Here is a 22,768-nt window from a genome sequence, read left to right on the forward strand (position 1 = left end):
CGTCAAAGGCGATGGGGGCGGTGGGTGCAAACACCCGCTGGTCAGAAGCAAAACAGAATGGGCAGGAACAGGATGACAGGCAGGATATTGGCGATCATCGCGGCGCTGTTTCTGGGCGGCGCGGCCATGGCGCAGGGGTTTTCCGGGCTCGCGCGCATTGACGCCGAGCAGAGCCGCATCAGGGATGCGGGGCAGGGGGCAGAGATTGATCTGCACCTTAGTCAGGGGGTGCCCTATCGCCTGTTCACGCTCGACAACCCTCCGCGTCTGGTGCTCGACTTTCAGGAGGTGGACTGGACGGGGCTGCGCCGGGAGAACCTGATCCAAGGCGAAAACCTGCGCGATGTGCAGTTCGGAACCTATGTGCCGGGCTGGTCGCGCATGGTTCTGGCGCTGGCCGGACCGATGCAGGTTAGCGCCGCCGGGATGGAGGTCGATCCGGTAACAGCGGGCGCGATCCTGTCGGTCACGCTGGACAAAACAGATGCCGAACAGTTCGCCGCCAATGCGGGCGCCCCGCAGGACCGGCGCTGGGACCTGCCCGCGCCCGAGCCGCTGACACCGGCTGCCCCGCGTGATGACAATGCGCCGCTGCTGGTGGTGCTGGACCCGGGGCATGGCGGCATCGATCCCGGTGCGCAGGTCGAGGGCGGCCTCGATGAAAAGACCTTGATGCTGCAATTTGCCTTTGAACTCGGTGAAATGCTGGTGCGCTCGGGCCAGTTTTCGGTGCAGCTGACCCGTGATGGGGATTACTTCGTATCGCTGGAGCGCCGGATTGCGCTGGCGCATCAGGCGGGGGCGGATCTATTCATCTCACTGCACGCGGATTCCCTCTCCGAAGGCGGCGCGCGGGGATCGACAATCTATACCCTGTCGAAAGAGGCTTCGGACAAGGCATCGGCCACCCTGGCCGAGCGGCACGACCGGTCGGATCTGCTGTCCGGCACCGACCTCAGCGCGGCGGATGATCTGGTGACGGATGTGCTGCTGGATCTTGCCCGGCAGGAAACCCAGCCACGCAGCGAGGCGCTGGCGCGCGCCATCGTCGAAGGGCTAGCGGAGCAGGGCGGGCCGCTCAACCGGCGGCCCATGCGCTCGGCCGGATTTTCGGTACTGAAATCGGCGGATATCCCGTCGGTCCTGATCGAAATCGGCTTCCTGTCCAGCGCCCGCGATCTGAAGAATCTGAAGGACCCGGAGTGGCGCGCTCAGGCGGCGCGCGGTGTTCTGTCTGGCCTGATCGAATGGCGTATCCGCGATGATGCGCTGCGCCCGCTGGTACGCCAGTAGCCGGAAAGCAGGAAAAAGGCGCCCATGGGGATCGGCGCGCAGGTGCCGACTGACCCACTGGTTGCGACAGCACCTGTCGCTGCAGCCCCGAATCCTCTATGGTTTTCCTGACACCAGCGGCATATATTCGCCGCTTCCCGTTTTGACCCCGGTAACAGGGGCTCCTATATAGGCGGGACCGTGCGAGAGAGGCTTTATTCCGTGCTCAGGTTCATTCTATCCTTCTTCGGCTCCATTTTCAGTACCATCACGCTTGGCGTGGCGGTGGTTGCACTGACCATTGGCGCGGTGTTCTGGATGTATGGGCGCGACCTGCCCAGCCACGAATCCCTGGCGCAATACCAGCCCCCGACCATCAGCCGGATCTATTCGGGCGAAGGACAGCTGATCGACGAATTCGCCGAAGAACGGCGCCTGTTCACCCCGTCGCACGAGATCCCGGCGCTGGTGAAACAGGCCTTCATCTCTGCCGAAGATAAGAATTTCTATTCCCACGCAGGCTATGATGCCCGTGGTATTGCTGCCGCCGCGATTGAAGCGGTTCGCTCGCGCGGGTCCAACGTGCGCGGTGCCTCGACCATCACCCAGCAGGTGATGAAGAACTTCCTTCTGTCCGGTGACCGTAAGGCCGAGCGCAAGATCAAGGAAATCATCCTCGCCACCCGGCTTGAGGAAACGCTCGACAAGGACCGAATTCTTGAGCTCTATCTGAACGAGATTTTCCTGGGTCAGAATTCTTACGGGGTCGCGGCGGCCTCGCAGACCTATTTCAACAAGACCCTTGGCGAATTGGCCCCGCACGAAGCTGCCACGCTGGCCTCCATGCCCAAGGCGCCGTCAGATTATCACCCGGTTCGGCGCAAGGACCGGCTGCTGGCCCGGCGCAACTACGTTCTGCGCGAGATGTACGAGAACGGCTATATCTCCGAAGACGTCTACAAGGTGGAGGTCGAACAGCCGCTGCGCTCGGTCCAGAATGGCGATTTCGAAAGCTTCCGTACCGCTCTGCCGCCGCGCGATTATTTCACCGATGAAATCCGCCGCCAGCTGTCGCAGGACTTTGGGGAAGGCGAGTTCTTTACCGGTGGTTTCACCGTCCGCGCCACCATCGACGAGGAAATGCAGACAGAGGCCGCGCTGGCGATGCGCAAAGGTCTGGAGAAATATGACCGTTCGCGTGGGATCTGGAAGGGCACAGGGGTAACCCTCACCGAAGAGGAACTCGCCTCCGAAGAGATCTGGCGCGAGGCGCTGGGACAAGCCGATGTGTCCCGCGACATCGACCTGGGTGGGAAATGGCTGCCTGCCGTGGTGCTGACAGTGGCCGATCAGTCGCTGACCGTTGGCGTAGAAGGCGTTGCCGAAACCGGCAGCGTGCCGCGCTCTGACATCAAATGGATGAAGGGCAATTTCAAGGACAACTTCACCCGCGGAGACGTGGTGCTGGTCCGCGCCGAGATGAAAGACGATGCCTTTAGCCATTGGTCGCTGCGGCAGGTCCCCGAAGTGCAGGGCGGTTTCGTTGCGATGGACGTGAACACGGGCCGCGTTCTGGCGATGCAGGGCGGGTTCTCCTATCAGCATTCGGTGTTCAACCGCGCCACCCAGGCGCAGCGACAGCCTGGGTCCAGCTTCAAACCTTTCGTCTATGCGGCGGCGCTGGACAGTGGATACAGCCCGGCGACCATCATCGTCGACGCCCCGATCGAGATCAACACGCCGCAGGGTCTGTGGCGGCCCAAGAACTCCAGCAACAAGTTCTACGGTCCGACGCCGCTGCGCACCGGGATCGAGATGAGCCGGAACCTGATGACCATCCGTCTGGCGCAAGAGGTCGGCATGCCGGTGGTCGCGGGCTATGCGGAACGCTTTGGCGTCTATGACAATATGGGCACCTATCTGGCCAACTCGCTGGGGGCCGAGGAAACCACGCTCTACAAGATGGTTGCAGCCTATGCGATGTTCGCCAATGGCGGCCAGCGGGTGCAGCCGACCCTTGTGGACCGCATTCAGGATCGCTTTGGCAAGACAATCTATCGCCACGATGACCGCGACTGCGTCGATTGCGCCGTGGCTTCCTTGGAGCCTGGACAGGCACCGCGTATCGTTGCCGACCGCGAACAGGTGATGGATCCGATCACCGCCTATCAGCTGACCTCGATGATGAAGGGGGTTGTCGACCGCGGCACCGCCTCCAGCGTGATCAACCTGCCGGTGCCCACCGCGGGCAAAACCGGCACCACCAACGATTCGCGCGATGTCTGGTTCGTCGGCTTTACCTCCAATATCGTTGCGGGTTGCTACATGGGCTTTGACCAACCCCGCCCGATGGGGCGTGGCGCCTATGGCGGCACCATGTGCGGGCCGGTGTTCCAGCAGTTCATGACTAAGGCTGTCGAGAAATTCGGCGGCGGTCCATTCGAAGTGCCCGAAGGCGGCCATTTCATCAAGATCGACCGCTATACCGGCGCGCCTTTGCCGGATGATGCTTCGGGTGCCTATGTGGTGGCGGAATACTTCCGCGACGGGGCTGAGCCGATCTTTGGCATGACCTTCGATGGCGGCTTTGCCATGGGCTCCAGCCTGCCGTTGATCGAAGAGGTCGAACAATCCGGGCGCAAGGTTACCACCTCAAGCGGTGGAACCGCGGTTCTGGGGCCAAAGGCCAGCTTTGGCACCATCAGTTCGGGCGGCCTTTACTGACCGCCCGCCTGTGCCTTTGCGGGCACCGGCTTTGACGGGGGTATTGCGCGCGGGGCGCGATTGTCGGCCGCCTATGCGCACTGCTTGACGATGGACAGGCGCAGACCCTTGTTCTGCCTTGGTCTCTGGGCTATCACGCCAGCCTGAACGTCATGACAGGATACTCCCAAGATGCGCGCTGAAACCCAGAATATCGTGACCGAGATTGAAAAATCGCTGGAGCTTCTCGCCCAGCGGCTCGATTGGGAAACTGCGGAGTTCCGGCTGGAGGAATTCAACGCCCGGGTCGAGGATCCGGGACTGTGGGACGATCCCGAAGCGGCGCAGAAATTGATGCGCGAGCGTCAGATGCTGGTCGATGCGATTGATACCTACAAGGGCATCAAGCAGGATCTGGCCGACAATATGGAGCTGATCGAGCTTGGCGAGATGGAAGAGGACGAGGAGGTCGTCACCGACGCCGAGGACGCTCTGAAGGCGCTGAAGGACAAGGCCGCCGAGAAGGAACTGGAGGCGCTGCTGGACGGCGAGGCGGACGGCAACGATACCTTCCTCGAAATCAACGCGGGCGCGGGCGGCACTGAAAGCTGCGACTGGGCTTCGATGCTTGCGCGCATGTACGTCCGCTGGGCCGAGAAGAAAGGCTACAAGGTCGAGCTTCAATCCGAAAGCGCTGGTGAAGAGGCAGGCATCAAATCCGCCGCCTACAAGATCTCCGGCCCCAATGCCTATGGCTGGTTGAAATCCGAGAGCGGCGTGCACCGTCTGGTGCGGATTTCACCCTATGACTCGGCTGCCAAGCGTCACACTTCCTTCTGTTCGGTCTGGGTCTACCCGGTGGTGGACGACAATATCGACATCGAAGTGAACCCGGCGGATATCCGTATCGATACCTACCGTTCGTCCGGTGCGGGCGGTCAGCACGTTAACACCACCGACTCGGCGGTGCGGATCACCCACCATCCCACCGGGATCGTGGTGACCAGCTCGGAAAAATCCCAGCACCAGAACCGCGACATCGCCATGAAGGCCCTGAAATCGCGCCTGTATCAACTGGAGCTGGACCGTCGCAACGCGGCCATCAACGAAGCCCACGAGAACAAGGGCGACGCGGGCTGGGGCAACCAGATCCGGTCCTACGTGTTGCAGCCCTACCAGATGGTCAAGGATCTGCGCACGGGGCATGAAACCTCTGACACCAAGGGCGTTCTGGATGGCGATCTGGACGGCTTCATGGCGGCGACACTGGCGATGAACGTGTCCGGCAAGAGCCGCGCGGACGCGCAGGCGGAGTAATCCGGCGGCCTAAGGGTGACCCAAGGTTAGCCTCGGGGCAAGTCACGGCTTTCCTTTGTAAAAATCTGCGGCTAGGCTCTGTTTAACAAATGAACGGAGTCACGGCAACTATGACAGATTACAGCTCTGCCAGCGATATTCTGGCCCAATTGCAAGATGGTAGCCTGACTGCCGCCGCGCTGATGGAGCATACCCTGGCGCGGATCGAGGCGGTGAACCCGGATCTGAACGCCATCGTGGGACTGCGCCCGGCAGAAGAGCTGATGGAAGAGGCGCGCCGCGCCGACGCGATGCGCGCCGCCAATGTACCGCTGGGGCCGCTGCACGGGCTGCCGATGGCGATCAAGGATCTTGCCAACGTCAAAGGCATCGCATCGACCCAGGGCTCCCCCCTGATGAAGGATTTTGTCCCGACCGAGGATGAGCTGTTCGTATGGCGCCTGCGCGCGGCGGGGGCGATCCTGATCGGCAAGACCAATACGCCGGAATTCGGCCTTGGCTCCCATACCTTCAACCCGGTCTATGGCGCGACCAATAACCCGTTTGATCCCACGCGGACCTGTGGCGGCTCTTCCGGTGGCTCAGCGGTGGCGTTGGCCGCCGGGATGGTGGCGCTGGCGGATGGATCCGACATGATGGGATCCCTGCGGAACCCGGCAGGCTGGAACAATGTCTACGGCTTCCGCCCTACCTGGGGCTGGGTGCCGTCAGAACCCAAGGGAGACGTCTTCCTGCATCCTCTGGCGACGCTTGGCCCGATGGCGCGTAGCCCCGAGGATATCGGTCTGCTGCTGGACGTGATGAGCGGGCCGGACCCGCGGCAGCCGCTGGCCTCGGGCGGGGCTCCGGTGATGCCGCTGCCGGAGGTCGAAAAGATGCGGATCGGCTGGCTTGGCGACTGGGGCGGGGCCTTTCCGATGGAGCCGGGAATCCTTGAGCTATGCGAGGCGGCGGCAAAGTCGTTCGAAGACTTGGGGCATACGGTTGAAGCCGTGGCGCCGCCGTTCCCGGCGGAACGCATCTGGGAGGCCTGGATCACCCTGCGCTCCTTTGCTGTTGCAGCGGGGCTGCGGGTGTTCAACGATCGCCGCGAGCATCTGAAGGACACCGCCATCTGGGAGCTGGAGCGCGGCCTTTCGATGACAGCGCAACAGGTGCAGGAGGCGTCTGATGCGCGCTCTGACTGGCAGCGGGCCGCAGCGCGGCTGTTCCAGGACTACGACGCCCTGATCCTGCCGACGGCGCAATGCTGGCCGTTCCCGGTCGATATCGATTACCCGCGGGAGATCGCAGGCGTTGAGATGGACACCTATCACCGCTGGATGCAGGTGGTAGTGCCGGTCAGCCTGCTGGGGCTGCCCTGCCTTGGCGCGCCTGCGGGGTTCAGCGAGGCGGGCCTGCCGATGGGCATTCAGATCTTTGGCGCACAGGGGCAGGATCAGAATATCCTGGCACTGGGCCAGCAGTATCACGCGGCCACGCAATGGCCGCAAAACGCCCCTCCACAGGGTTAAGGAGGACCCGGGGGAGGGGAAACGTTTCGGGGAGGAAGCGTTTCGATGACAGAAAAGGCATTTGGTGTACCGGAAATGCAGCCGATGACCGCAGGGATCCTGCGCGAGGCGCTGCGACGCGGCTGGGCGGATTTCCTGGCCAAACCCGGATACGGGTTGTTCTTTGCCGGGTTTTACGTCTTGGCAGGCTGGGCGATGGCCTGGGTTACCGCGCAGACCGGCACCACCTTCTGGCTGGTGCTGGCGGCCATCGGATTTCCCCTGATCGGTCCCTTCGCTGCCGTAGGGCTTTATGAGGTCTCACACCGGCGCGAACAGGGGCAGGCAATGGATGCCCGGGCCATTCTGGGGGTGGTTCTGCAGCAAAGCCGCCGCCAGCTGCCGTCGATCTGCGCCATCATCATTGTGGTGTTTCTGTTCTGGTTTTTCCTTGGCCACATGATCTTTGCCCTGTTTCTGGGGCTGTCGACCATGACCAATATCTCTACCTCTCTGGATGTCTTCCTGTCGGTCGAGGGGCTTACCATGCTGGCAGTCGGAACGGTTGTTGGCGCGTTGTTCGCGTTGCTGCTCTATATGATCACGGTGATCTCTCTGCCGCTGCTGCTGGACAGAGAGGTGGATTTTGTCACAGCTATGATCACCAGCTTTACCTATGTGCAGCGGAATTTTGCGCTGATGATGCTCTGGGCGGTGCTGATTGCGGTGCTGACCTTTGCGGCCATGCTGCCCGCCTTTGCCGGTCTGCTGGTGGTGCTGCCGTTGCTTGGCCACGCCACTTGGCACATCTACCGGCTCGCCACATCCCCGACCTAGGGCGGCGTGGCTTCTCTGGTCAGGAGAACGGTTCGTTGATGCGCAGCAGGCGGCGGTGGTAGGGCAGCAGGTCCTCTTCGCTCACAAAGCCCGCATTGCGGGCCACGGCCAGCGCAGGCCCCATGTCGCGGCCGAGGTATTCATAGACCATCCGGGTGACCCGTTCATCGCCGCTTTCGCGCACGGTGCGGGCCACGTAGCCAACCCAGAAATTGTTTTCAAGCGAGGCCACGCGCGCCAAGTAGTTGAAGGAAAAAGTCATCGCGCGGCGCCGTGAAATCAGGAAGGCGACGCCGTCCTCGTGACAGCTGAGCACGCCACGGAACTCGCGCGATGCCGGGTCTTCGGGCAGGCCCTGAAACCGCATCGCATCCTTGGCCTCAAAACCCTTGATATAGGCGACGCCGCCTCCGTCACGGCTTACGCGCACCAGACCAACGACAAAACTGTCCCCGTTGATGAAGCTACGACGGGTGAAACGGTAATAGCCAGAGGGGAAGATCTGCTCGCTCAGCTGCTCGATCCCATGGCCCAGAAAATCATTGAGAAAGGCGCCGTGCAGGATCTTGTCCTGTTTGCCAACTGTGTCGACCGGCTCCAGCAGGATACGCGCGTCTACATCAAAGAAGCAGCAGATCCGGTCTAGAACGTCAGGCCGCGGAAAGCTTTCGCCGGACATGTAGCGATTGAACTGCGTCCGGTTGATGCCAAGGCGCCGCGACAGTTCGGAGATGGAGGGGTATTGCTGTGCCAGATGACGCAGGTTGGCGCCAAACATGTCGCGCAATTCTGCGGGAGAACGCGATTGCCGGGCGCGGTTGTCATCTCTTGCTGTTGCTATGGCAGCCATTGTGGCCTCAATCCCCGACCGCTGATCGCGACAAATATTTCCATTTTACGATGGGTTGTCGCTTTATCGCGTCAATGTTGTCTCTAAATCACGTCGGGATACTATCCTCGCTGACACAAATTGCAATAGTCCGACGCAGTATTTGCCATGTTGGCGCCTCTCCAATTGGCCCAGAATTGAGCGATAAACGAACGAGGCTTGCAACATGATCGGATATGTACTTTGGAGTGACGTCGCCGTCGGAAAAGCAATTATCTGGTGTGAGGATCAGGGGGATCTGGCCTATTATTCCCGGCACAGAGATGCCTCACAGACGGCGGTGTGTAAGGGAGATTGGGTACAGTTTGACCTGACCGAAAAAGGCAATATGCGGTTGGCAGCCAATGCGGTCATTCTGGATGACGTCGGGTATCCTGACCTGTCCGAGATGCTGGTCGAGGCAGCACCGCTGCCAAAAGCGGCTTCAACAGCGGTGACGGCCGATTATCCGGTTCGCACAACAGGTGCAGGGCGGAGTTTTGAAGCGTCTGGCGGTGTCGAGGTGGTAACGGAAAACAATGTGATACCCTTTCCGGCTTTCTCAAAATGGCACACGGCCGCGCGCTACGGATAACCCCCGTACTGTCGGAACGGTCTGGCGCAGCGCTTTGTTACAAGCGGACATGGCGCTGCAGGCCCCGTGATTTTCTACTGACCCGGACGTCGCAAAAAGGCCGCCCAGATTGGGCGGCCTTTCGTGTTATCGGTGCAAGACATGCGGTCGGAAGGGGCAGGTGGTCCTCTCCCGGCGCGGCAATCAGGTGCCGCGCAGCAGGGCAGCAACGCCGGTACGGGCGATTTCAATCAGTCCCAGCGGGCGCATCAGATCGGCAAAGGCATCGATCTTGTCCGGGGCGCCGGTGATTTCAAAAATGAAGCTTTCCAGCGTGCTGTCCACGACGTTGGCGCGGAAGATATCGGCAAGACGCAGGGCCTCGACCCGCTTGTCACCATCGCTCACGACTTTGAGGATCGCCAGTTCCCGCTCGACCGCGGGGCCTTCTACGGTCAGATCGTGCACCTCGTGGACCGGAACGATACGGCCCAGCTGTGCCTTGATCTGTTCGATCACCTGCGGCGTGCCGGTGGTGACCACGGTGATGCGGCTGAGGTGTCCGGTGTGATCGACTTCGGCGACGGTCAGACTTTCGATGTTGTAGCCGCGTCCGGAAAACAGGCCGATGACACGGGCCAAAACGCCGGGTTCGTTTTCGACCAGCAGGGCCAGCGTGTGGCGCTCCTGCACGTCGGAAAACGTGGGCCGTAGGTTATACGCCGAATGTTTGCTGGCGCCTTTTTTGATGTGTAGGGCAGACATGGAATTGTCCTTTTTCATTCCTATCGGGCCGTGTCGGCGATTGCCGGGCCCATCAATTCGGTGAAGGGGGAGCGGCGTGGATCAGACCAGCACCGCACCTCCGGCCTGAATGGCGCCCTGGGTCTCGGCTTCGCCCAGCAGCATTTCGTTATGGGGCTTGCCCGAGGGGATCATCGGGAAGCAATTCTCATGCTTTTCAACCAGGCAATCAAAGACAACCGGACCGTCGTGGTTGATCATCTCCATGATCGCATCGTCCAGATCCTTGGGGTCCTTGCAGATGATGCCCTTGGCGCCAAAGGCCTCGGCGAGCTTCACGAAATCAGGCAGCGCCTCGGACCAGGAGTGGCTGTAGCGTTCACCGTGCAGCAGTTCCTGCCACTGGCGCACCATGCCAAGGCGTTCGTTGTTGAGGATGAACTGTTTTACCGGCAGGCGGTATTGCGCGGCGGTGCCAAGCTCCTGCATGTTCATCAGCCAGGACGCTTCGCCGGCGACGTTGATCACCAGTGCGTCCGGGTGCGCCATCTGCACGCCGATGGAGGCCGGGAAACCATAGCCCATGGTGCCAAGTCCGCCTGAGGTCATCCAGCGGTTGGGATCCTCAAAGCCAAGGAACTGCGCCGCCCACATCTGGTGCTGCCCAACCTCGGTGGTGACGTAACGGTCGTGACCCTTGGTCAGCTCCTCAAGGCGTTGCAGCGCGTATTGCGGTTTGATGGTGCCTTCGGACGGGGTGTAGGACAGGCAATTGACCGCGCGCCATTCGGAGATCTTGGCCTGCCATTTGGCCAGCGCCTCCTTGTTGGTCTTGCGACCGCGGGATTTCCAGACCTTCAGCAGATCTTCCAGCACGTGGCCCACATCACCCACGATCGGGATATCGACGCGGATCACCTTGTTGATCGAGGAAGGATCAATGTCGATATGCGCTTTGGTCGATTTGGGGCTGAAGGCATCGATGCGGCCAGTGATCCGGTCGTCGAACCGCGCGCCGATATTGATCATCAGGTCGCAGTCATGCATCGCCATGTTGGCCTCATAAAGACCATGCATACCCAGCATGCCGAGCCAGTTCGGGCCAGACGCAGGATAGGCGCCAAGGCCCATCAGGGTCGAGGTCACGGGAATGCCAGTGGCATCCACCAGTTCGCGCAGCAGCTGGCTGGCGCCGGGGCCGGAGTTGATCACGCCGCCGCCGGTATAGAACACCGGGCGTTTGGCGGTCTCGATGGCGGCCACCAGTTCGGTGATCTCTTCCATATCGCCCTTGACCGGCGGCTGGTAATGCGAGGCCGAGGGGCGCGGCGTCGTGTAGGTTCCGGTGGCGAATTGCACGTCTTTCGGAATGTCGATCAGAACCGGACCGGGGCGGCCCGAGGTGGCGACATGGAACGCCTCGTGCAGGGTACCGGACAGCTTGTCGGTGTCCTTCACCAGCCAGTTGTGCTTGGTGCAGGGGCGGGTGATGCCAACTGTGTCCGCCTCCTGGAAGGCGTCTGAACCGATCATGAAGGTCGGCACCTGACCGGTCAGCACCACCAGCGGAATGGAATCGAGCAGCGCATCGGTGAGGCCGGTCACCGCATTGGTTGCACCGGGCCCCGAGGTGACAAGAACGACGCCGGGTTTTCCAGTCGAACGCGCATATCCTTCGGCGGCGTGAACCGCGCCTTGCTCGTGGCGGACCAGAATGTGGCGGATATCGTTCTGCAGGAAGATTTCATCATAGATCGGAAGCACGGCGCCACCGGGGTATCCGAATACCGTGTCCACGCCCTGATCCTTCAGGGCCTGAACAACCATTTTTGCGCCGGTCATTTCACGTGTCATCTGCTTTTGCTCCAGTTGGCGGCAACGTCCATTCCGCATAAAAAAAGCCCCCGATTTTCTAGGTCGGAGGCGCATGGGTCAGATTATGGTCAACCGTTACCGGCCCATGCGCTTGGTTCCTACAATGACGACTAGGGAGGTCATTTACCCCAGGCTCCTCTTTTGCGTTGAAGCGCAGACTATGACCGGCCGGCAGGGGCGTCAACAGGCAAACCCATCAAAAATGCCCGTCTTTCGACATTTTCTTGCGCTCAAGGGGCGCGTTGCGACATTTCTCAAAAGGAGACTCCCGGAAATGTGACCGAAACCCGAGCCGCAGGGACTCAGCCGCAGGTGTCGCGTGCTCCAGAAATGGGGGGAGCAGGGGCTACAGCCCGACGCCAGTGCCCTGTAGAACGCCGTGTTGCAGCGCATAGCGGGTGAGGCCGGCGGTCGAGGAAATGCCCAGCTTGCGCTTGATGTTCTTGCGGTGGGTTTCCACTGTGCGCACCGAGATATCGAGCGCAAGGGCAACTTCCTTGTTGGATTTGCCCTGAGCCAGTTCCAAGAGGATGGTCTGTTCGCGCCCGGTCAGCGCCTCGCGCAGACCGCTGTCCTTGGGCTTCAGCGACCCTTCGGCGCCGGTGCAGAGATAGCGTTCACCGCGCATCACCGCGTCGATAGCGTCCTTGATCTCTTCGGTGGGCACGTCCTTCAGCACATATCCCATGGCGCCATGGCTAAGCGCGGTAGAGATATATTCCGGGCTGTCGTGCATCGACAGGATCAGGATACGAGTGCTGGGGCTGCGCTCCAATATGATTTCGGTGGCGCCGAGGCCACCCAACCTGGGCATGTTGAGATCCATGAGGATCACATCGGGCGCCAGCTTGGCGACGCGGCTCACCGCTTCTTCGCCGTCGGTCAACGATCCGACCACCGCGATGTCATCGTAGCTTTCGAGAATCGACTGGATGCCCTCGGCGACCATCGGGTGGTCGTCCACGATCAGGACACGCACAGGCTCGCAATTTCCGTCTTTCAGCAGAGTGCCATCCCCCAACTGCCTATATGCTTCGGACCCGGCAGAGATACGGATCCTGCATCTGCCACTACGACACGCGTTTCGGAGCGGCTTCGTTCCCCGGAGGCAGCAGATGGCTCAAAGGGAGTGTCGCTTCGATCACCGTGCCGCTCTGGGTGCCCCGTGATGACAGAATCCGCAAGGTGCCGTCAAGCTGATCGATCCGCTCTTGCATGTTGCGCAGGCCGATGCCCGGCTCGCCTTCGGGCTTTTTCTGGGGCAGGCCACGGCCATTGTCGCTGATGCGCATGGTGGCGCCGCGGGCGTGGCCACGCAGGTCTATACTGACATGGCTTGCATCCGCGTGCCGTTCTATATTGGTCAGCGCCTCCTGCGCGATGCGGTACATGGCGATCTTGGCGTCCTGATCCAGCCGGTTGCGGAACACCACAGTGGTAAAATCCGTTTCGATTCCGGTGCGGGCCGCAAAATCATCGGTCAGCGCCTTCAGCGCAGGGCCAAGGCCCAGATCATCCAGCACTCCCGGGCGCAGATCCCGGCTGATGCGGCGCACTTCGGAGATGGCGATGCCAAGGTGTTCGATGCCTTTGTCGAGCGGATCCGAAGCGCCATCGTGATCGCCCCGCATCAGGCGCCGCCGGGTGTTGTCCAGCGCATAGCGCACCCCGACCAGAAGCTGGCTGATCCCGTCGTGCAGCTCGCGGGCCACGCGTCCACGCTCTTCTTCCTGCGCGTCGAAAACCCGCTGTGTAAGCTCTTTCAGCTTGGCATCGGCAAGGCGGCGCTCGCGGATGTTCAGAACCATGCCCGATGCAAAGACAAGGACCAGTGCAACAAGGGTAATTCCGCCAATATAGATAAAGGTCCGGCGTACCCGGGCTTCCACCTCGGCGCGGCTGGCGGCGACCGAGGCCAGCACATCGTCGATGAAGACGCCGGTCCCGACCGCCCATTGCCAGTCCTGCAGGCCAAGGACGTAGGTAACCATCTGCGCTTCTTCGCCAGTCGATGGTTTTTCCCACATGAAACTGTGCCAGCCTGCGCCTTGGCGCGCCTGCTCGATGAAGGTGTCCACGACTGGCGTGCCCTGGCTGTCGGTAAGCCCGCGCCAGTTCTGGTTGATGAACTCGGTTTGCCGGGGGCTGACCAGATTGTTGCCGTCGTAGTCATAGACGAAAAAGAACCCGTCCTGGCCGTAGATCATCGCGCTAAGGATTTGCGTCACCCGCTCCTTTGCATCCGCATCATCCGGCGCAGCCAGACCATAGATATGGGAAAAGGCATTGCGGGCCTGGGTGACATAGTTGCGCAGTTCGGCCTTCTTGGCTTCGATCAGCTGCCGCTCCAAGGCCTTGATCTCCCGCTCGGCGAGGGCGCGGGACTGATTGGCCACCAAGAGCGCAATCGCCGCCACTGCCACCACCAGAGGCAGCGTCGCCAGAAGCGAAAGTTTCTGCGCATAGTTTGGTCGGAACAGGCTGGAAAACGGGGGCATAGGGCTGTCCGGCGGCTGTGAGAGAGGGAAGGCGAATCGTTACGCAATCGAAATCCGAAAGCAAAGGGGGCTTTGAGGCAGATTTTGCCGTCAACTGCGTAACAAAAGAAGCCTGCGCTCAAAATTAGTGCAACAATCGTACTGAAACTTACCAAAAAAGCGCCGATCTACGCAGTACTAGGTATTCACAAGTTTGGCCCCGTGGCTAGGCTGACGCCACTCGAACCGATCCGCCCAAGGCTTTGCTGCGGGCAATCCATATATCTGGGAGGAAAACATCATGGATCGTCGTTCCTTTTTGAAAACATCCGCTCTGGGCGGTACCGCCGCTGCTGCGTCCACTCTGGCAGCTCCGGCTTATGCTCAGGGTAAGCGCACCCTGACCATGGTTACCACCTGGGGTCGTGGTCTGGCTGGCGTGTTTGACGCCGCTCAGCGCGTTGCAGACAACGTCACCGCCATGTCCGATGGCAACCTGACTGTCGACATCAAAGCCGCAGGCGAACTGGTTGGCGCCTTTGAAGTGTTTGACGCCGTTTCCTCGGGTCAGGCCGACATGTACCACGGCGCCGACTACTACTTCGTTGGTCAGCACCCGGGCTATGCCTTCTTTACCGCCGTGCCCTTCGGCATGACCGCGCAGGAACTGTCCAACTGGTACTACTTCGACGGCGGTATGGAGCTGCACGACGAGCTGGGTCAGATCTTTGGTCTGAAATCCTTCCTCGGCGGCAACACCGGCGCGCAGGCTGGCGGCTGGTTCTCCAAAGAGATCAACAGCCCCGAAGACTTCAACGGACTGAAGTTCCGTATGCCGGGTCTGGGCGGCAAGGCACTGGGTAAACTGGGCGCTTCCGTTCAGAACATCCCGGGTTCCGAAGTGTACCAGGCTCTGTCCTCTGGCGCTATCGACGGCACCGAGTGGATCGGCCCCTGGGCGGACGAAAAAGCCGGCTTCCAGGAAATCACCAAGACCTACTACACCGCTGGCTTCCACGAGCCGGGTGCAGGTCTGTCGGTTGCAACCAACCGCGACGTATTCGAGAGCCTGAGCCCCGCGCATCAGAAGATCATCGAAATCGCATCGGCTGAATGCCACCAGTGGAACCTGGCACAGTTCCTGGCCAACAACGGTGCCGCTCTGCAGCGTCTGCAGGCCGGTGGCGTGAAACTGATGGAATTCCCGGACTCCGTCTGGGATGCCTTCGGTAAGGCTTCCATGGAAGTGCATGCGGAAAACATGGGCGACGATCTCTACAAGAAGATCCACGACAGCGCCATGGCTTCGATGAAGTCCTCCTCCGCCTGGATCAAGACTTCCTCGGGCACCTACGTGTCGCAGCGCGACCGCGTTCTGGGCTAAGCGGCGTACTTACGCTTTCATCGGATCCTCCGCCATTGTGCGGGGGATCCCTTTTCCATTGCAGCAGGTCGAACCGGGCAAGCCAGCTCCTTGTGGAGCACCGCCAGCTCATCTAAAGACCCGCCGCAATCAATGATCCCGGGGGAACAATGCAGGACGACAGTGGCATTTCCTTTTTCGGCGCCCTGTGGGGTGGTCTTGTCTGGCTGGTCCAGAACATCGCTGGCGCCTTTTACAATCTTGGCTACGCGCTCTCCCATACCAGCGAATGGCTGGCATGGACCGGAGGGCTGGAGTCCGTTGAGGACAAACAGTCGCTTATGCGCTTTGTCTACTTCGGTGGCTCGGTCGAGTTCTTCTTTGTAGTGTTTACCGCGTTTCTGGTTCTGACAGCGGTGGGGATTTACCAGCGCCAAGTCATGTGGGGCGTGGTGCGCGGGCTGGAAGGCTTTGCCAATACCATCGGCCGCCTGTTCGCCTGGGCCGGTCTGATCATGGTGATCCAGCAGATCATCATTGTCTTTATGCAGCGGGTCTTTGCCCGGCCGGACATGAGTTTCGGTCTGGGGATCGAACTGCAGATGGACATCTCGTGGTTTGCCGAAGAGTTGAAGCTCTATAACGCGCTGGTGGTCTGTATGTGCGTTGCCTACACATTCGTGCAGGGCGGCCATGTGCGGGTTGACCTGATCTACTCCGGCATCAGCTTCCGCGCCAAGCGGGTGATCGACATGATCGGCTCGCTGATCTTCATGATGCCTGCGGCTGTTCTGACCTGGATGTATGGCTGGTTCTTCCTGTGGCGCCACCTGATCGTGCCGAAGCCTTCGGCCTCTGATGGGCTTGACCGGCTGGTGATGAAAGCACGTGCGCTGCGCTGGAACGTGGAAACCATCGGGTTCAGCCCGAACGGCTTCAACGGGTACTTCCTGTTCAAGATCCTGCTGGTCTCGTTTGCAGGCATCGTCTTCCTGCACGCCATTGCCTTCTTCTACCGCTCGTTCCTCGAGTTCGTCGAAGGTCAGGGTAGTGAAAACAAATACCTCGACAAGGATACCCTTGGAGAGGGCGAAGAAGCCTATGAAGGCGCGCATTAAACTAAGGGACAGCTGACATGCTATTCGGTCTTGATGGCGTCGAAATCGGCCTGATCATCGTATTCTTCTGCCTTTTCGGAGGCATTCTTTCCGGCTTCCCGGTGGCCTTTGCCATCGGCGGCGCCGGCATCATCTCCTTCGGGATTATCGCGGCGCTCGACAGTGCCGGGCTTCTGGTTCACCAGGCCATCGACACCTCGTCGCAGGTCTACCGGGATCTGGTGAATTCGGGCGTCAAACCCGATGTCATATCCATCTTCCGATATCCGGATCTTCCACGCGTTGCCGAGCATGTGTTCCCGCAGGGCTGGGAAAGCGCGATGGATCGCAACGTCTCCTTCATCGTGAACCGCATGAACGAGCGGGTTCTGGCAGGGGCGTCGATTGAAACGCTGCTGGCGGTTCTGATGTTCGTTCTGATGGGGATCACCCTGGAGCGGTCGAAGATCGCCAACGATCTGTTGACCACCATGGCGCGCGTTTTTGGCCCGCTGCCCGGCGGTCTGGCCGTGTCCATCGTGGTTGTGGGGGCCTTCCTGGCCGCTTCGACCGGCATCGTGGGCGCGACTGTGGTGACCATGGGGCTTCTGGCGCTGCCCACCATGCTGCGCAACAACTACTCGCCGGAGCTGGCGACGGGTGTGATTGCAGCTTCGGGCACGCTGGGGCAGATCATCCCGCCCTCTATCGTGATCGTTCTTCTGGGCACGCTGGCAGGGGATCTTTACTCCACTGCGCAGGAAAACCGTGCGCAGGAAGCGGGCTGTACCGATGCGCTGACCTTCCTGGGTGAGCCTGCGGTGGTTTCGGTCGGGACCTTGTTCCAGGCGGCGCTGCTACCGGGCATCATGCTGGCGCTTCTTTATGCGCTTTATGCCTTTGGCTATGCTCTGATGAACCCGGAAAAGGCACCTGCGGTTGAGCTCGGCGGCGCCAGTGACGAACCGGTGACCCGCACCGAGGCCCTGACCTGGTTCCTGGGCGCGCCTGCTGCGATCATCGTCGGTACCGTGCTGCTTGGCTCGTTCGGCGTTGTTGGCTCGCAGAACATCAATGTGTCCAGCTTCTCCGACGCTGGTCAGACCGCGTCGCTGCGCACCTCGGTCGGGGCGGAATGTCAGGCCTCGATGATCGAACTGCATGGTCAGGAAGCCTGGGATGCAGCGGTGGAAGAGCAGAAGGCGATTGATGCCGCTGGCGGTGTCGCCTCGGCTGAGCGTCTCAGCGAGGAAGAGATCGCTGCGGCAGAGGTAGAGAAGATTGCCAACGCGGCGCCGATCGGCACCGGTATCGCGGTGATCATCGTTCTGCTGGGCCTGGTTCTGGCCGTTGGCCGCGGTGTTGCGCCGTCGCGCGATACCAAGCCGCTGATCGTAGGGGCCATCGGTCTTCTGCTGCTGGCACTGGTCGACATTCTGCTGATCGCGCCGACCACGTCCCCCGGGGCGACGGTGCTGCTGATGCTGATCCCGCTGGCGATCGCGCTTTACGGCTGTAAAGAGGCGGCGATCCGCTGTGCGCGCAACGATCTGATCCGGGTGGTCTTCCCGCCGCTGGTTCTGATCGTGGCCGTGCTCGGCTCGATCCTTGGCGGTATCACCAACCCGACGCCCGCTGCGGCGCTGGGGGCAGGCGGTGCCATCATGCTGGCGGCGTATCGCCGTCTGCAGGACGAGGGACGCTCGGGCAAGGTGATCATCTGGTCCACCTTCGCGGTGATCCTGTGCATCCTGATCGGGGTGAACTTCGATCTGCGGATCAATCAGGACAATGTGTCGTTCGAAAGCTGGGTGGCCTTCTTCTTCGCTTATGCGGCCTACCTTTATGCGCTGTTCGGCCTTCTGTTTGGATGCTGGGTGCTGTTCAAGGGCGGGGTTCTGACGCCGATCGTGCGTGAGACGGCGAAGGTGACCTCGATGGTCTTCACCATCCTGATCGGCTCGCAGCTTCTGAACCTGGTGGTGATCTCCTTTGGCGGTGAGCACTACATCCAGCAGTTCCTGAAGAGCTTTGACAACGAGATGACGGTCTTCCTGATCGTGATGCTGGTTCTGTTCTTCCTGGGCTTTGTGCTCGACTTCCTTGAGATCATCTACATCGTGATCCCGATCGTCGGGCCGGTGATCTACGGTGGCTCCTTCGATCCGAAATGGGTGACGATCATGGTCGCGGTGAACCTGCAGACCTCGTTCCTGACACCGCCTTTCGGCTTTGCTCTGTTCTACCTGCGCGGGGTTGCACCGAAGGAGGTGACAACGGGTCATATCTATCGCGGGGTGCTTCCCTTCGTGCTGATCCAGGTGGTTGGTCTTGCGATCCTGTGGCTGTTCCCGTCGATCGTGACAATCGTACCGGCGCTGATGCCAGGCTGATCCGGTTCAGGATATCACAAAGACTTAAGGGGCCCTCGCGGGCCCCTTTTTCATGGCGGCGGTGCAGATGGTGGTGACTGGAGCGCACAGGCAGACAGGCCGGACCCGGCGAGATCCGCCGGATAGCGTCAAGGTCGAGCTGTAGAGACGCGCGTGCAGCCCCAAGAGACGCCTTCAGCGGTTGGCTGCGTGGTTGTTGGGGCTAGGGCTCCGACTGCTGGAGAGTTACCGCCCGCGGTGGACCGGCTGCTGGGGAAGCTGAATATTGGCGACCTGCTCGGAAATCGTATCGGTCGCAGGGCTGTCCGCAGTATCTTGAACCTCGGACATCGCTGTCCACTTGCCCCCTTGATAGACCTCAAGGCCCGAGAACTTGACCTTATAACCCATCTTGGGGCTGCCTTTGACCCAGTAGCCGAGGTAGACATAGGGCAGCCCGGCATCGCGCGCGATGTCGATGTGATCGAGGATCATATAGGTGCCCAGCGAATTCTGCGGCAGGTTCGGGTTGTAGAAGGAATAGACCATGCTCAACCCGTCTTCGAGCACATCGGTCAGCGACACCGCAGTCAGTGCGTTGTCTTCGGGATTGGTGTATTCCACCACCCGACTGCGCACCGGAGTCTCCTCGATCATTGCGGCATATTCGAACACGTCCATATCGGCCATGCCGCCATCCGCGTGGCGGCTGTCCAGATAGTCGCGGAACAGCTGGTACTGGTCCTCGGTTGCCCAGGGCGATGTTGCCCGGCGGACCAGATGCGCGTTGCGCTTGCTGGTGCGTTTCTGGCTGCGGCTGGGCGTGAACTCTGCCACGTTGATGCGCGCCGACAGGCAGGCCGAACATTCCGAACAGGACGGACGATACAGCACGTTCTGAGAGCGCCGGAACCCCTGTTGTGAGAGGCTATTGTTCAGCTGCTCGACACCATCGCCCTGCAACGCCGTGAACAGCTTCCGCTCCATCCGCCCCTCCAGATAGGGGCATGGTTGGGGCGCAGTCACATAGAACTGCGGTGCGATCGGAAGAGTATGGCGCATAGGGTCGGGCTTGAGTCCAAGGCTTGTCAAAAAACACAATAAGGCTGGAGTTCACGATAGCAACGACCAACCCGCCCGCCAAGGCCGGTCTGCACAAATGGTTTAACAGTGATTGCCAAGCGGGGTGTTTGCCCCGAGTTGACCGCTATCGCTGGATGCTGCGCCGGTTCAGCATCACCGTGCCGAGAATGGCATCGCCCAGCCCCTGACCGCGTGCCGATGTCAGCATCATGATCACCGAGACCACCTGCAAAAGCGGCACGGCCAGAGCAACCGTATAAGCACCCGTATGCAGCGCAGCCATCTGCAGATCCATCCGCTGGCCGGAAAGGTCACGCAGCTCGATCCCGGCAAAGCGCATCCCCAGCGTGGCAGAGCCGTTGGCGATGGTAATCGTCCGGTAGGCAAAGCCGATCGTCAGATAGAGCAGCGGCCAGATGAAGAGCCCGACAAAGGCAGTCATCACCACCGTCGCCATACACAGGCCGAATATGATCAGGCTGTCGACGACCCAGGCCAGCAGCCGTTTGGGGGCAACCGATGCGTAGAATTCAGCTTGGTAATCCGGGTCGGGCAGGGCGGTCATCTCAGGTGTCCTGTTTTGCGGGCGTGTGGTGGCAGGCAGGCAAGCGAGCGCCTCCCGCCCGTATCTATGGGCGGGAGGCGCTGATGTCAGTAGGGATCAGTGGCGTTTGTCGCCGATATCCTCGTCGCCGATGTCCTGCGCTTCGGCAGGGGCGGCGGCGCGCTGCTCCATGAATTCGTCGAACTCAGCCTTGTCCTTGGCTTCGCGCAGGCGCTGCAGGAAGGCGTTGAAATCATCCTGTTCCTGTTCCAGGCGGCGCAGCGTATCGGCCTTGTAGGCGTCAAAGGCACTGTTGCCGCTCGAGGTCATGGCGGACATGCCGTGGCGGGTCCAGGATTTGCGGTGGCGGCAGGATTTGTTGAACATACGTTTGCTCCAGATCATGTAAAACAGCAGGGCGAGGCCGATTGGCCAGAAGAACACAAAGCCAAGCACCATGGCAGCAATCCAGGCGCCTTTGCCCTTGCTGTCCAGCCAGGCCTCGCTGCGGGAAAACCAGCCCTGGTCATGCGGGGCGGCTGCGGTGGGGGTGATACTCGTCATTGGAACCTCCGGTATTGGGTTGATGTAAATCGCCTTCACATCCTCAATATCGTGCGCTCGCCTGCGCCCTGCAAGTCTGCAAGTAAATGTTTTTTACATTTACTTGGTAGGTCATTGATAAATCGTCTTAAAATATTGCCGTGAAGAGGGATGATTGGCTGGGGTTTCCATGCCTCCGTGGGGCAAGGGGGGCTATGTCTGGGCTCCGAAACCGCCCGACCCCTGCAAAAGGGGAAGGCTATGAGCGCCCGCCCTTGGGGTCGTCTGTCTGTATGGGGTCGCGTTTTCGCAAGGGGCACTTTGCGCGGCGCAGTGTCAGCCCGGCGCCCCGCGGTGCCCGGCCTATTGGTCGACGGCGTGGCGGATGTCGCCTGTGTCCAGCACTGGGGACGCGTCGATGTCGTCGGCATCCAGCATCGCCGCCACGCGCTCAAGGCCCGCCACCAGCATCGCCTGCTCCCAGTCTTCCATCGCGTTGAACTTGCGTACAAAGCGTTGTTGCAGCGGATCAGGTGCCTCAGTCAGGACCTGACGACCGGCATCGGTCAGCAGGATATTGGTCTGCCGCCGGTCCTGGCTCGACTTTTCACGCAGCACCAGACCGTCACGCACCAGCTTGTCGACAAACGAGGTGATGGTGCCCTGGGACACCCGCATCCGCAGAGAAATCGCCTTGGCAGTGCTGTAGCCCTGTTCTCCGATGATCTGAAGAACCCGGAACTGTGCAGGTGTCACGCCAGTGGTTTGTCGTATCTCACGTCCGAACAATTCGGTGGCCCGGACGATGCGCCGAAGCGCGATCAAGCTGCTGTCGATGCGATCCATGAAGACTCCGTTGTTTTGATCATCAAACTATATAGGAAGATATGACGCTATTCAAAGCAGAATACACTTTGAAATATAAAGGATGCAGGGGCCTAAATACGACGTTCTCCGCGACATAATGCCTAAAAGCGACGTTTGTGTCGCAAATTTTGCTTTGCCTGTTGAAGTTTTCGTGAGGCGCTGCTATTTCGATTGCCGAAGCGAAAGGAGCGAACACATGCAATACCACGCTGACCCGAGGCGGATCCCGCTGCCCACACTGCGTAAACCGACAGCGTCGGATGGCGCGGATATCTGGGAGCTGGTCCGCAGCTGCAGGCCGCTTGACGAGAATTCGATGTACTGCAACTTGCTGCAGTGCGATCATTTTGCCGACACATGCGTACTGGCCGAGCTGTCGGGCGAGGCCGTGGGGTGGATCTCTGCCTACGTCATGCCCAACGACCCCGAAACGCTGTTTGTATGGCAGGTTGCCGTGTCCGAAAAGGCGCGCGGCCGCGGTCTGGGCGCGTTGATGCTGCAATCGATCATGCAGCGTGAAGCCTGCGAAGGCGTTACCCGCCTGCAGACCACGATTACCGCCGACAATGACGCCTCCTGGGCGTTGTTCCGCAAGTTCGCCAAGCTTCAGGACAGCGGTCTGGATATTCAGCCCTACTACACGCAGGCGCTGCACTTCCAGGATCGTCATAAAACGGAAAACCTGGTGACCATCCCTCTGGACGAGCGCGCTCAGCTGGCTGCTTGAGCCGCGCAGACG

At 60.7% G+C, this 22,768-nt stretch carries 19 protein-coding genes; 10 read left to right on the top strand and 9 right to left on the bottom strand.

Going from position 1 to position 22,768, the window contains the following annotated elements; genetic code table 11:
* Nucleotides 1-72: 72 nt before the first annotated feature.
* The 5 genes from SM766_RS12895 to SM766_RS12915 all read left to right on the top strand — a co-directional run bounded on the left by SM766_RS12895 (nucleotide 73) and on the right by SM766_RS12915 (nucleotide 7,622).
* The gene (locus SM766_RS12895; RefSeq protein WP_347508988.1) at nucleotides 73-1,293 is read left to right on the top strand and encodes an N-acetylmuramoyl-L-alanine amidase; all 1,221 of its coding nucleotides are present in this window, start codon (nucleotides 73-75) and stop codon (nucleotides 1,291-1,293) included.
* 201 nt (nucleotides 1,294-1,494) lie between these two features.
* Nucleotides 1,495-3,996 carry a penicillin-binding protein 1A gene (locus tag SM766_RS12900; protein ID WP_368948032.1) on the top strand — a complete coding sequence of 834 codons (2,502 nt, stop codon included), beginning with the start codon at nucleotides 1,495-1,497 and terminating at the stop codon, nucleotides 3,994-3,996.
* 171 nt (nucleotides 3,997-4,167) lie between these two features.
* Nucleotides 4,168-5,292 (top strand): peptide chain release factor 2, encoded by a 1,125-nt coding sequence (prfB, locus tag SM766_RS12905; protein ID WP_065270609.1) that lies wholly within the window; start codon nucleotides 4,168-4,170, stop codon nucleotides 5,290-5,292.
* Between the two features lie 110 nt (nucleotides 5,293-5,402).
* Nucleotides 5,403-6,806 carry an amidase gene (locus SM766_RS12910; protein ID WP_368948033.1) on the top strand — a complete coding sequence of 468 codons (1,404 nt, stop codon included), beginning with the start codon at nucleotides 5,403-5,405 and terminating at the stop codon, nucleotides 6,804-6,806.
* A gap of 45 nt (nucleotides 6,807-6,851) precedes the next feature.
* On the top strand, nucleotides 6,852-7,622 hold the full coding sequence (locus tag SM766_RS12915) for a DUF2189 domain-containing protein (RefSeq protein ID WP_274828954.1): 771 nt from the start codon (nucleotides 6,852-6,854) through the stop codon (nucleotides 7,620-7,622).
* A 19-nt stretch (nucleotides 7,623-7,641) separates the two neighbouring features.
* On the opposite strand, the gene SM766_RS12920 is transcribed toward SM766_RS12915, so the two are convergent.
* Entirely contained in the window at nucleotides 7,642-8,400 is a 759-nt protein-coding gene (locus SM766_RS12920; RefSeq protein ID WP_065270606.1) for a helix-turn-helix domain-containing protein, read from the bottom strand.
* A 277-nt stretch (nucleotides 8,401-8,677) separates the two neighbouring features.
* Between SM766_RS12920 and SM766_RS12925 the strand changes: the two genes are divergently transcribed.
* Nucleotides 8,678-9,085 carry a hypothetical protein gene (locus tag SM766_RS12925; RefSeq protein WP_368948034.1) on the top strand — a complete coding sequence of 136 codons (408 nt, stop codon included), beginning with the start codon at nucleotides 8,678-8,680 and terminating at the stop codon, nucleotides 9,083-9,085.
* A 183-nt stretch (nucleotides 9,086-9,268) separates the two neighbouring features.
* On the opposite strand, the gene ilvN is transcribed toward SM766_RS12925, so the two are convergent.
* The 4 genes from ilvN to SM766_RS12945 form a co-directional block, all read right to left on the bottom strand.
* Nucleotides 9,269-9,829 (bottom strand): acetolactate synthase small subunit, encoded by a 561-nt coding sequence (gene ilvN, locus SM766_RS12930; RefSeq protein ID WP_065273495.1) that lies wholly within the window; start codon nucleotides 9,827-9,829, stop codon nucleotides 9,269-9,271.
* 81 nt (nucleotides 9,830-9,910) lie between these two features.
* A complete protein-coding gene (locus SM766_RS12935) occupies nucleotides 9,911-11,662 on the bottom strand; it encodes an acetolactate synthase 3 large subunit (protein WP_274828959.1) in 1,752 nt (583 codons plus the stop codon).
* Between the two features lie 367 nt (nucleotides 11,663-12,029).
* Nucleotides 12,030-12,662 carry a response regulator transcription factor gene (locus SM766_RS12940; protein ID WP_368948035.1) on the bottom strand — a complete coding sequence of 211 codons (633 nt, stop codon included), beginning with the start codon at nucleotides 12,660-12,662 and terminating at the stop codon, nucleotides 12,030-12,032.
* 91 nt (nucleotides 12,663-12,753) lie between these two features.
* Nucleotides 12,754-14,181: a cache domain-containing protein gene (locus SM766_RS12945; RefSeq protein ID WP_368948036.1), complete on the bottom strand. Its 1,428-nt coding sequence runs from the start codon at nucleotides 14,179-14,181 to the stop codon at nucleotides 12,754-12,756.
* 280 nt (nucleotides 14,182-14,461) lie between these two features.
* Between SM766_RS12945 and SM766_RS12950 the strand changes: the two genes are divergently transcribed.
* The 3 genes from SM766_RS12950 (at nucleotide 14,462) to SM766_RS12960 (ending at nucleotide 19,013) form a co-directional block, all read left to right on the top strand.
* Nucleotides 14,462-15,544: a TRAP transporter substrate-binding protein gene (locus tag SM766_RS12950; RefSeq protein ID WP_065270601.1), complete on the top strand. Its 1,083-nt coding sequence runs from the start codon at nucleotides 14,462-14,464 to the stop codon at nucleotides 15,542-15,544.
* 149 nt (nucleotides 15,545-15,693) lie between these two features.
* Nucleotides 15,694-16,641: a TRAP transporter small permease subunit gene (locus tag SM766_RS12955; protein ID WP_065270600.1), complete on the top strand. Its 948-nt coding sequence runs from the start codon at nucleotides 15,694-15,696 to the stop codon at nucleotides 16,639-16,641.
* A gap of 17 nt (nucleotides 16,642-16,658) precedes the next feature.
* On the top strand, nucleotides 16,659-19,013 hold the full coding sequence (locus SM766_RS12960) for a TRAP transporter large permease (protein ID WP_065270599.1): 2,355 nt from the start codon (nucleotides 16,659-16,661) through the stop codon (nucleotides 19,011-19,013).
* 225 nt (nucleotides 19,014-19,238) lie between these two features.
* Here SM766_RS12960 and SM766_RS12965 read toward each other — a convergent pair whose 3' ends face one another.
* The 4 genes from SM766_RS12965 to SM766_RS12980 all read right to left on the bottom strand — a co-directional run bounded on the left by SM766_RS12965 (nucleotide 19,239) and on the right by SM766_RS12980 (nucleotide 22,008).
* Nucleotides 19,239-20,054, bottom strand: a complete 816-nt coding sequence (locus SM766_RS12965; protein WP_274828962.1) for an arginyltransferase — start codon at nucleotides 20,052-20,054, stop codon at nucleotides 19,239-19,241.
* Nucleotides 20,055-20,199: 145 nt separating this feature from the next.
* The gene (locus tag SM766_RS12970; protein ID WP_065270597.1) at nucleotides 20,200-20,640 is read right to left on the bottom strand and encodes an RDD family protein; all 441 of its coding nucleotides are present in this window, start codon (nucleotides 20,638-20,640) and stop codon (nucleotides 20,200-20,202) included.
* A 96-nt stretch (nucleotides 20,641-20,736) separates the two neighbouring features.
* Nucleotides 20,737-21,183, bottom strand: a complete 447-nt coding sequence (locus SM766_RS12975) for a DUF2852 domain-containing protein (RefSeq protein WP_368948037.1) — start codon at nucleotides 21,181-21,183, stop codon at nucleotides 20,737-20,739.
* 342 nt (nucleotides 21,184-21,525) lie between these two features.
* The gene (locus tag SM766_RS12980) at nucleotides 21,526-22,008 is read right to left on the bottom strand and encodes a MarR family winged helix-turn-helix transcriptional regulator (protein WP_368948038.1); all 483 of its coding nucleotides are present in this window, start codon (nucleotides 22,006-22,008) and stop codon (nucleotides 21,526-21,528) included.
* Nucleotides 22,009-22,225: 217 nt separating this feature from the next.
* On the opposite strand from SM766_RS12980, the gene ectA reads away from it, so the two are divergent.
* Nucleotides 22,226-22,756, top strand: coding sequence for a diaminobutyrate acetyltransferase (gene ectA / locus SM766_RS12985; RefSeq protein WP_065270594.1), 531 nt, complete (start codon nucleotides 22,226-22,228; stop codon nucleotides 22,754-22,756).
* Nucleotides 22,757-22,768: the final 12 nt, after the last annotated feature.

The sequence above is a fragment of the Pseudophaeobacter sp. A-200-2 genome (genome assembly GCF_041008815.1).
GTDB lineage: Bacteria > Pseudomonadota > Alphaproteobacteria > Rhodobacterales > Rhodobacteraceae > Phycobacter > Phycobacter gallaeciensis_A.

Excerpts from the sequence above, each read along its gene's own strand:
- SM766_RS12970 (WP_065270597.1), bottom strand. The coding sequence starts at position 20,640 with ATGACCGCCCTGCCCGACCCGGATTACCAAGCTGAATTCTACGCATCG.
- SM766_RS12980 (WP_368948038.1), bottom strand. The coding sequence starts at position 22,008 with ATGGATCGCATCGACAGCAGCTTGATCGCGCTTCGGCGCATCGTCCGG.
- SM766_RS12915 (WP_274828954.1), top strand. The coding sequence starts at position 6,852 with ATGACAGAAAAGGCATTTGGTGTACCGGAAATGCAGCCGATGACCGCA.
- SM766_RS12910 (WP_368948033.1), top strand. The coding sequence starts at position 5,403 with ATGACAGATTACAGCTCTGCCAGCGATATTCTGGCCCAATTGCAAGAT.
- SM766_RS12975 (WP_368948037.1), bottom strand. The coding sequence starts at position 21,183 with ATGACGAGTATCACCCCCACCGCAGCCGCCCCGCATGACCAGGGCTGG.
- SM766_RS12935 (WP_274828959.1), bottom strand. The coding sequence starts at position 11,662 with ATGACACGTGAAATGACCGGCGCAAAAATGGTTGTTCAGGCCCTGAAG.
- SM766_RS12920 (WP_065270606.1), bottom strand. The coding sequence starts at position 8,400 with ATGTTTGGCGCCAACCTGCGTCATCTGGCACAGCAATACCCCTCCATC.
- prfB (WP_065270609.1), top strand. The coding sequence starts at position 4,168 with ATGCGCGCTGAAACCCAGAATATCGTGACCGAGATTGAAAAATCGCTG.
- SM766_RS12965 (WP_274828962.1), bottom strand. The coding sequence starts at position 20,054 with ATGCGCCATACTCTTCCGATCGCACCGCAGTTCTATGTGACTGCGCCC.
- SM766_RS12960 (WP_065270599.1), top strand. The coding sequence starts at position 16,659 with ATGCTATTCGGTCTTGATGGCGTCGAAATCGGCCTGATCATCGTATTC.
- SM766_RS12895 (WP_347508988.1), top strand. The coding sequence starts at position 73 with ATGACAGGCAGGATATTGGCGATCATCGCGGCGCTGTTTCTGGGCGGC.
- ectA (WP_065270594.1), top strand. The coding sequence starts at position 22,226 with ATGCAATACCACGCTGACCCGAGGCGGATCCCGCTGCCCACACTGCGT.
- SM766_RS12950 (WP_065270601.1), top strand. The coding sequence starts at position 14,462 with ATGGATCGTCGTTCCTTTTTGAAAACATCCGCTCTGGGCGGTACCGCC.
- ilvN (WP_065273495.1), bottom strand. The coding sequence starts at position 9,829 with ATGTCTGCCCTACACATCAAAAAAGGCGCCAGCAAACATTCGGCGTAT.
- SM766_RS12955 (WP_065270600.1), top strand. The coding sequence starts at position 15,694 with ATGCAGGACGACAGTGGCATTTCCTTTTTCGGCGCCCTGTGGGGTGGT.
- SM766_RS12925 (WP_368948034.1), top strand. The coding sequence starts at position 8,678 with ATGATCGGATATGTACTTTGGAGTGACGTCGCCGTCGGAAAAGCAATT.
- SM766_RS12945 (WP_368948036.1), bottom strand. The coding sequence starts at position 14,181 with ATGCCCCCGTTTTCCAGCCTGTTCCGACCAAACTATGCGCAGAAACTT.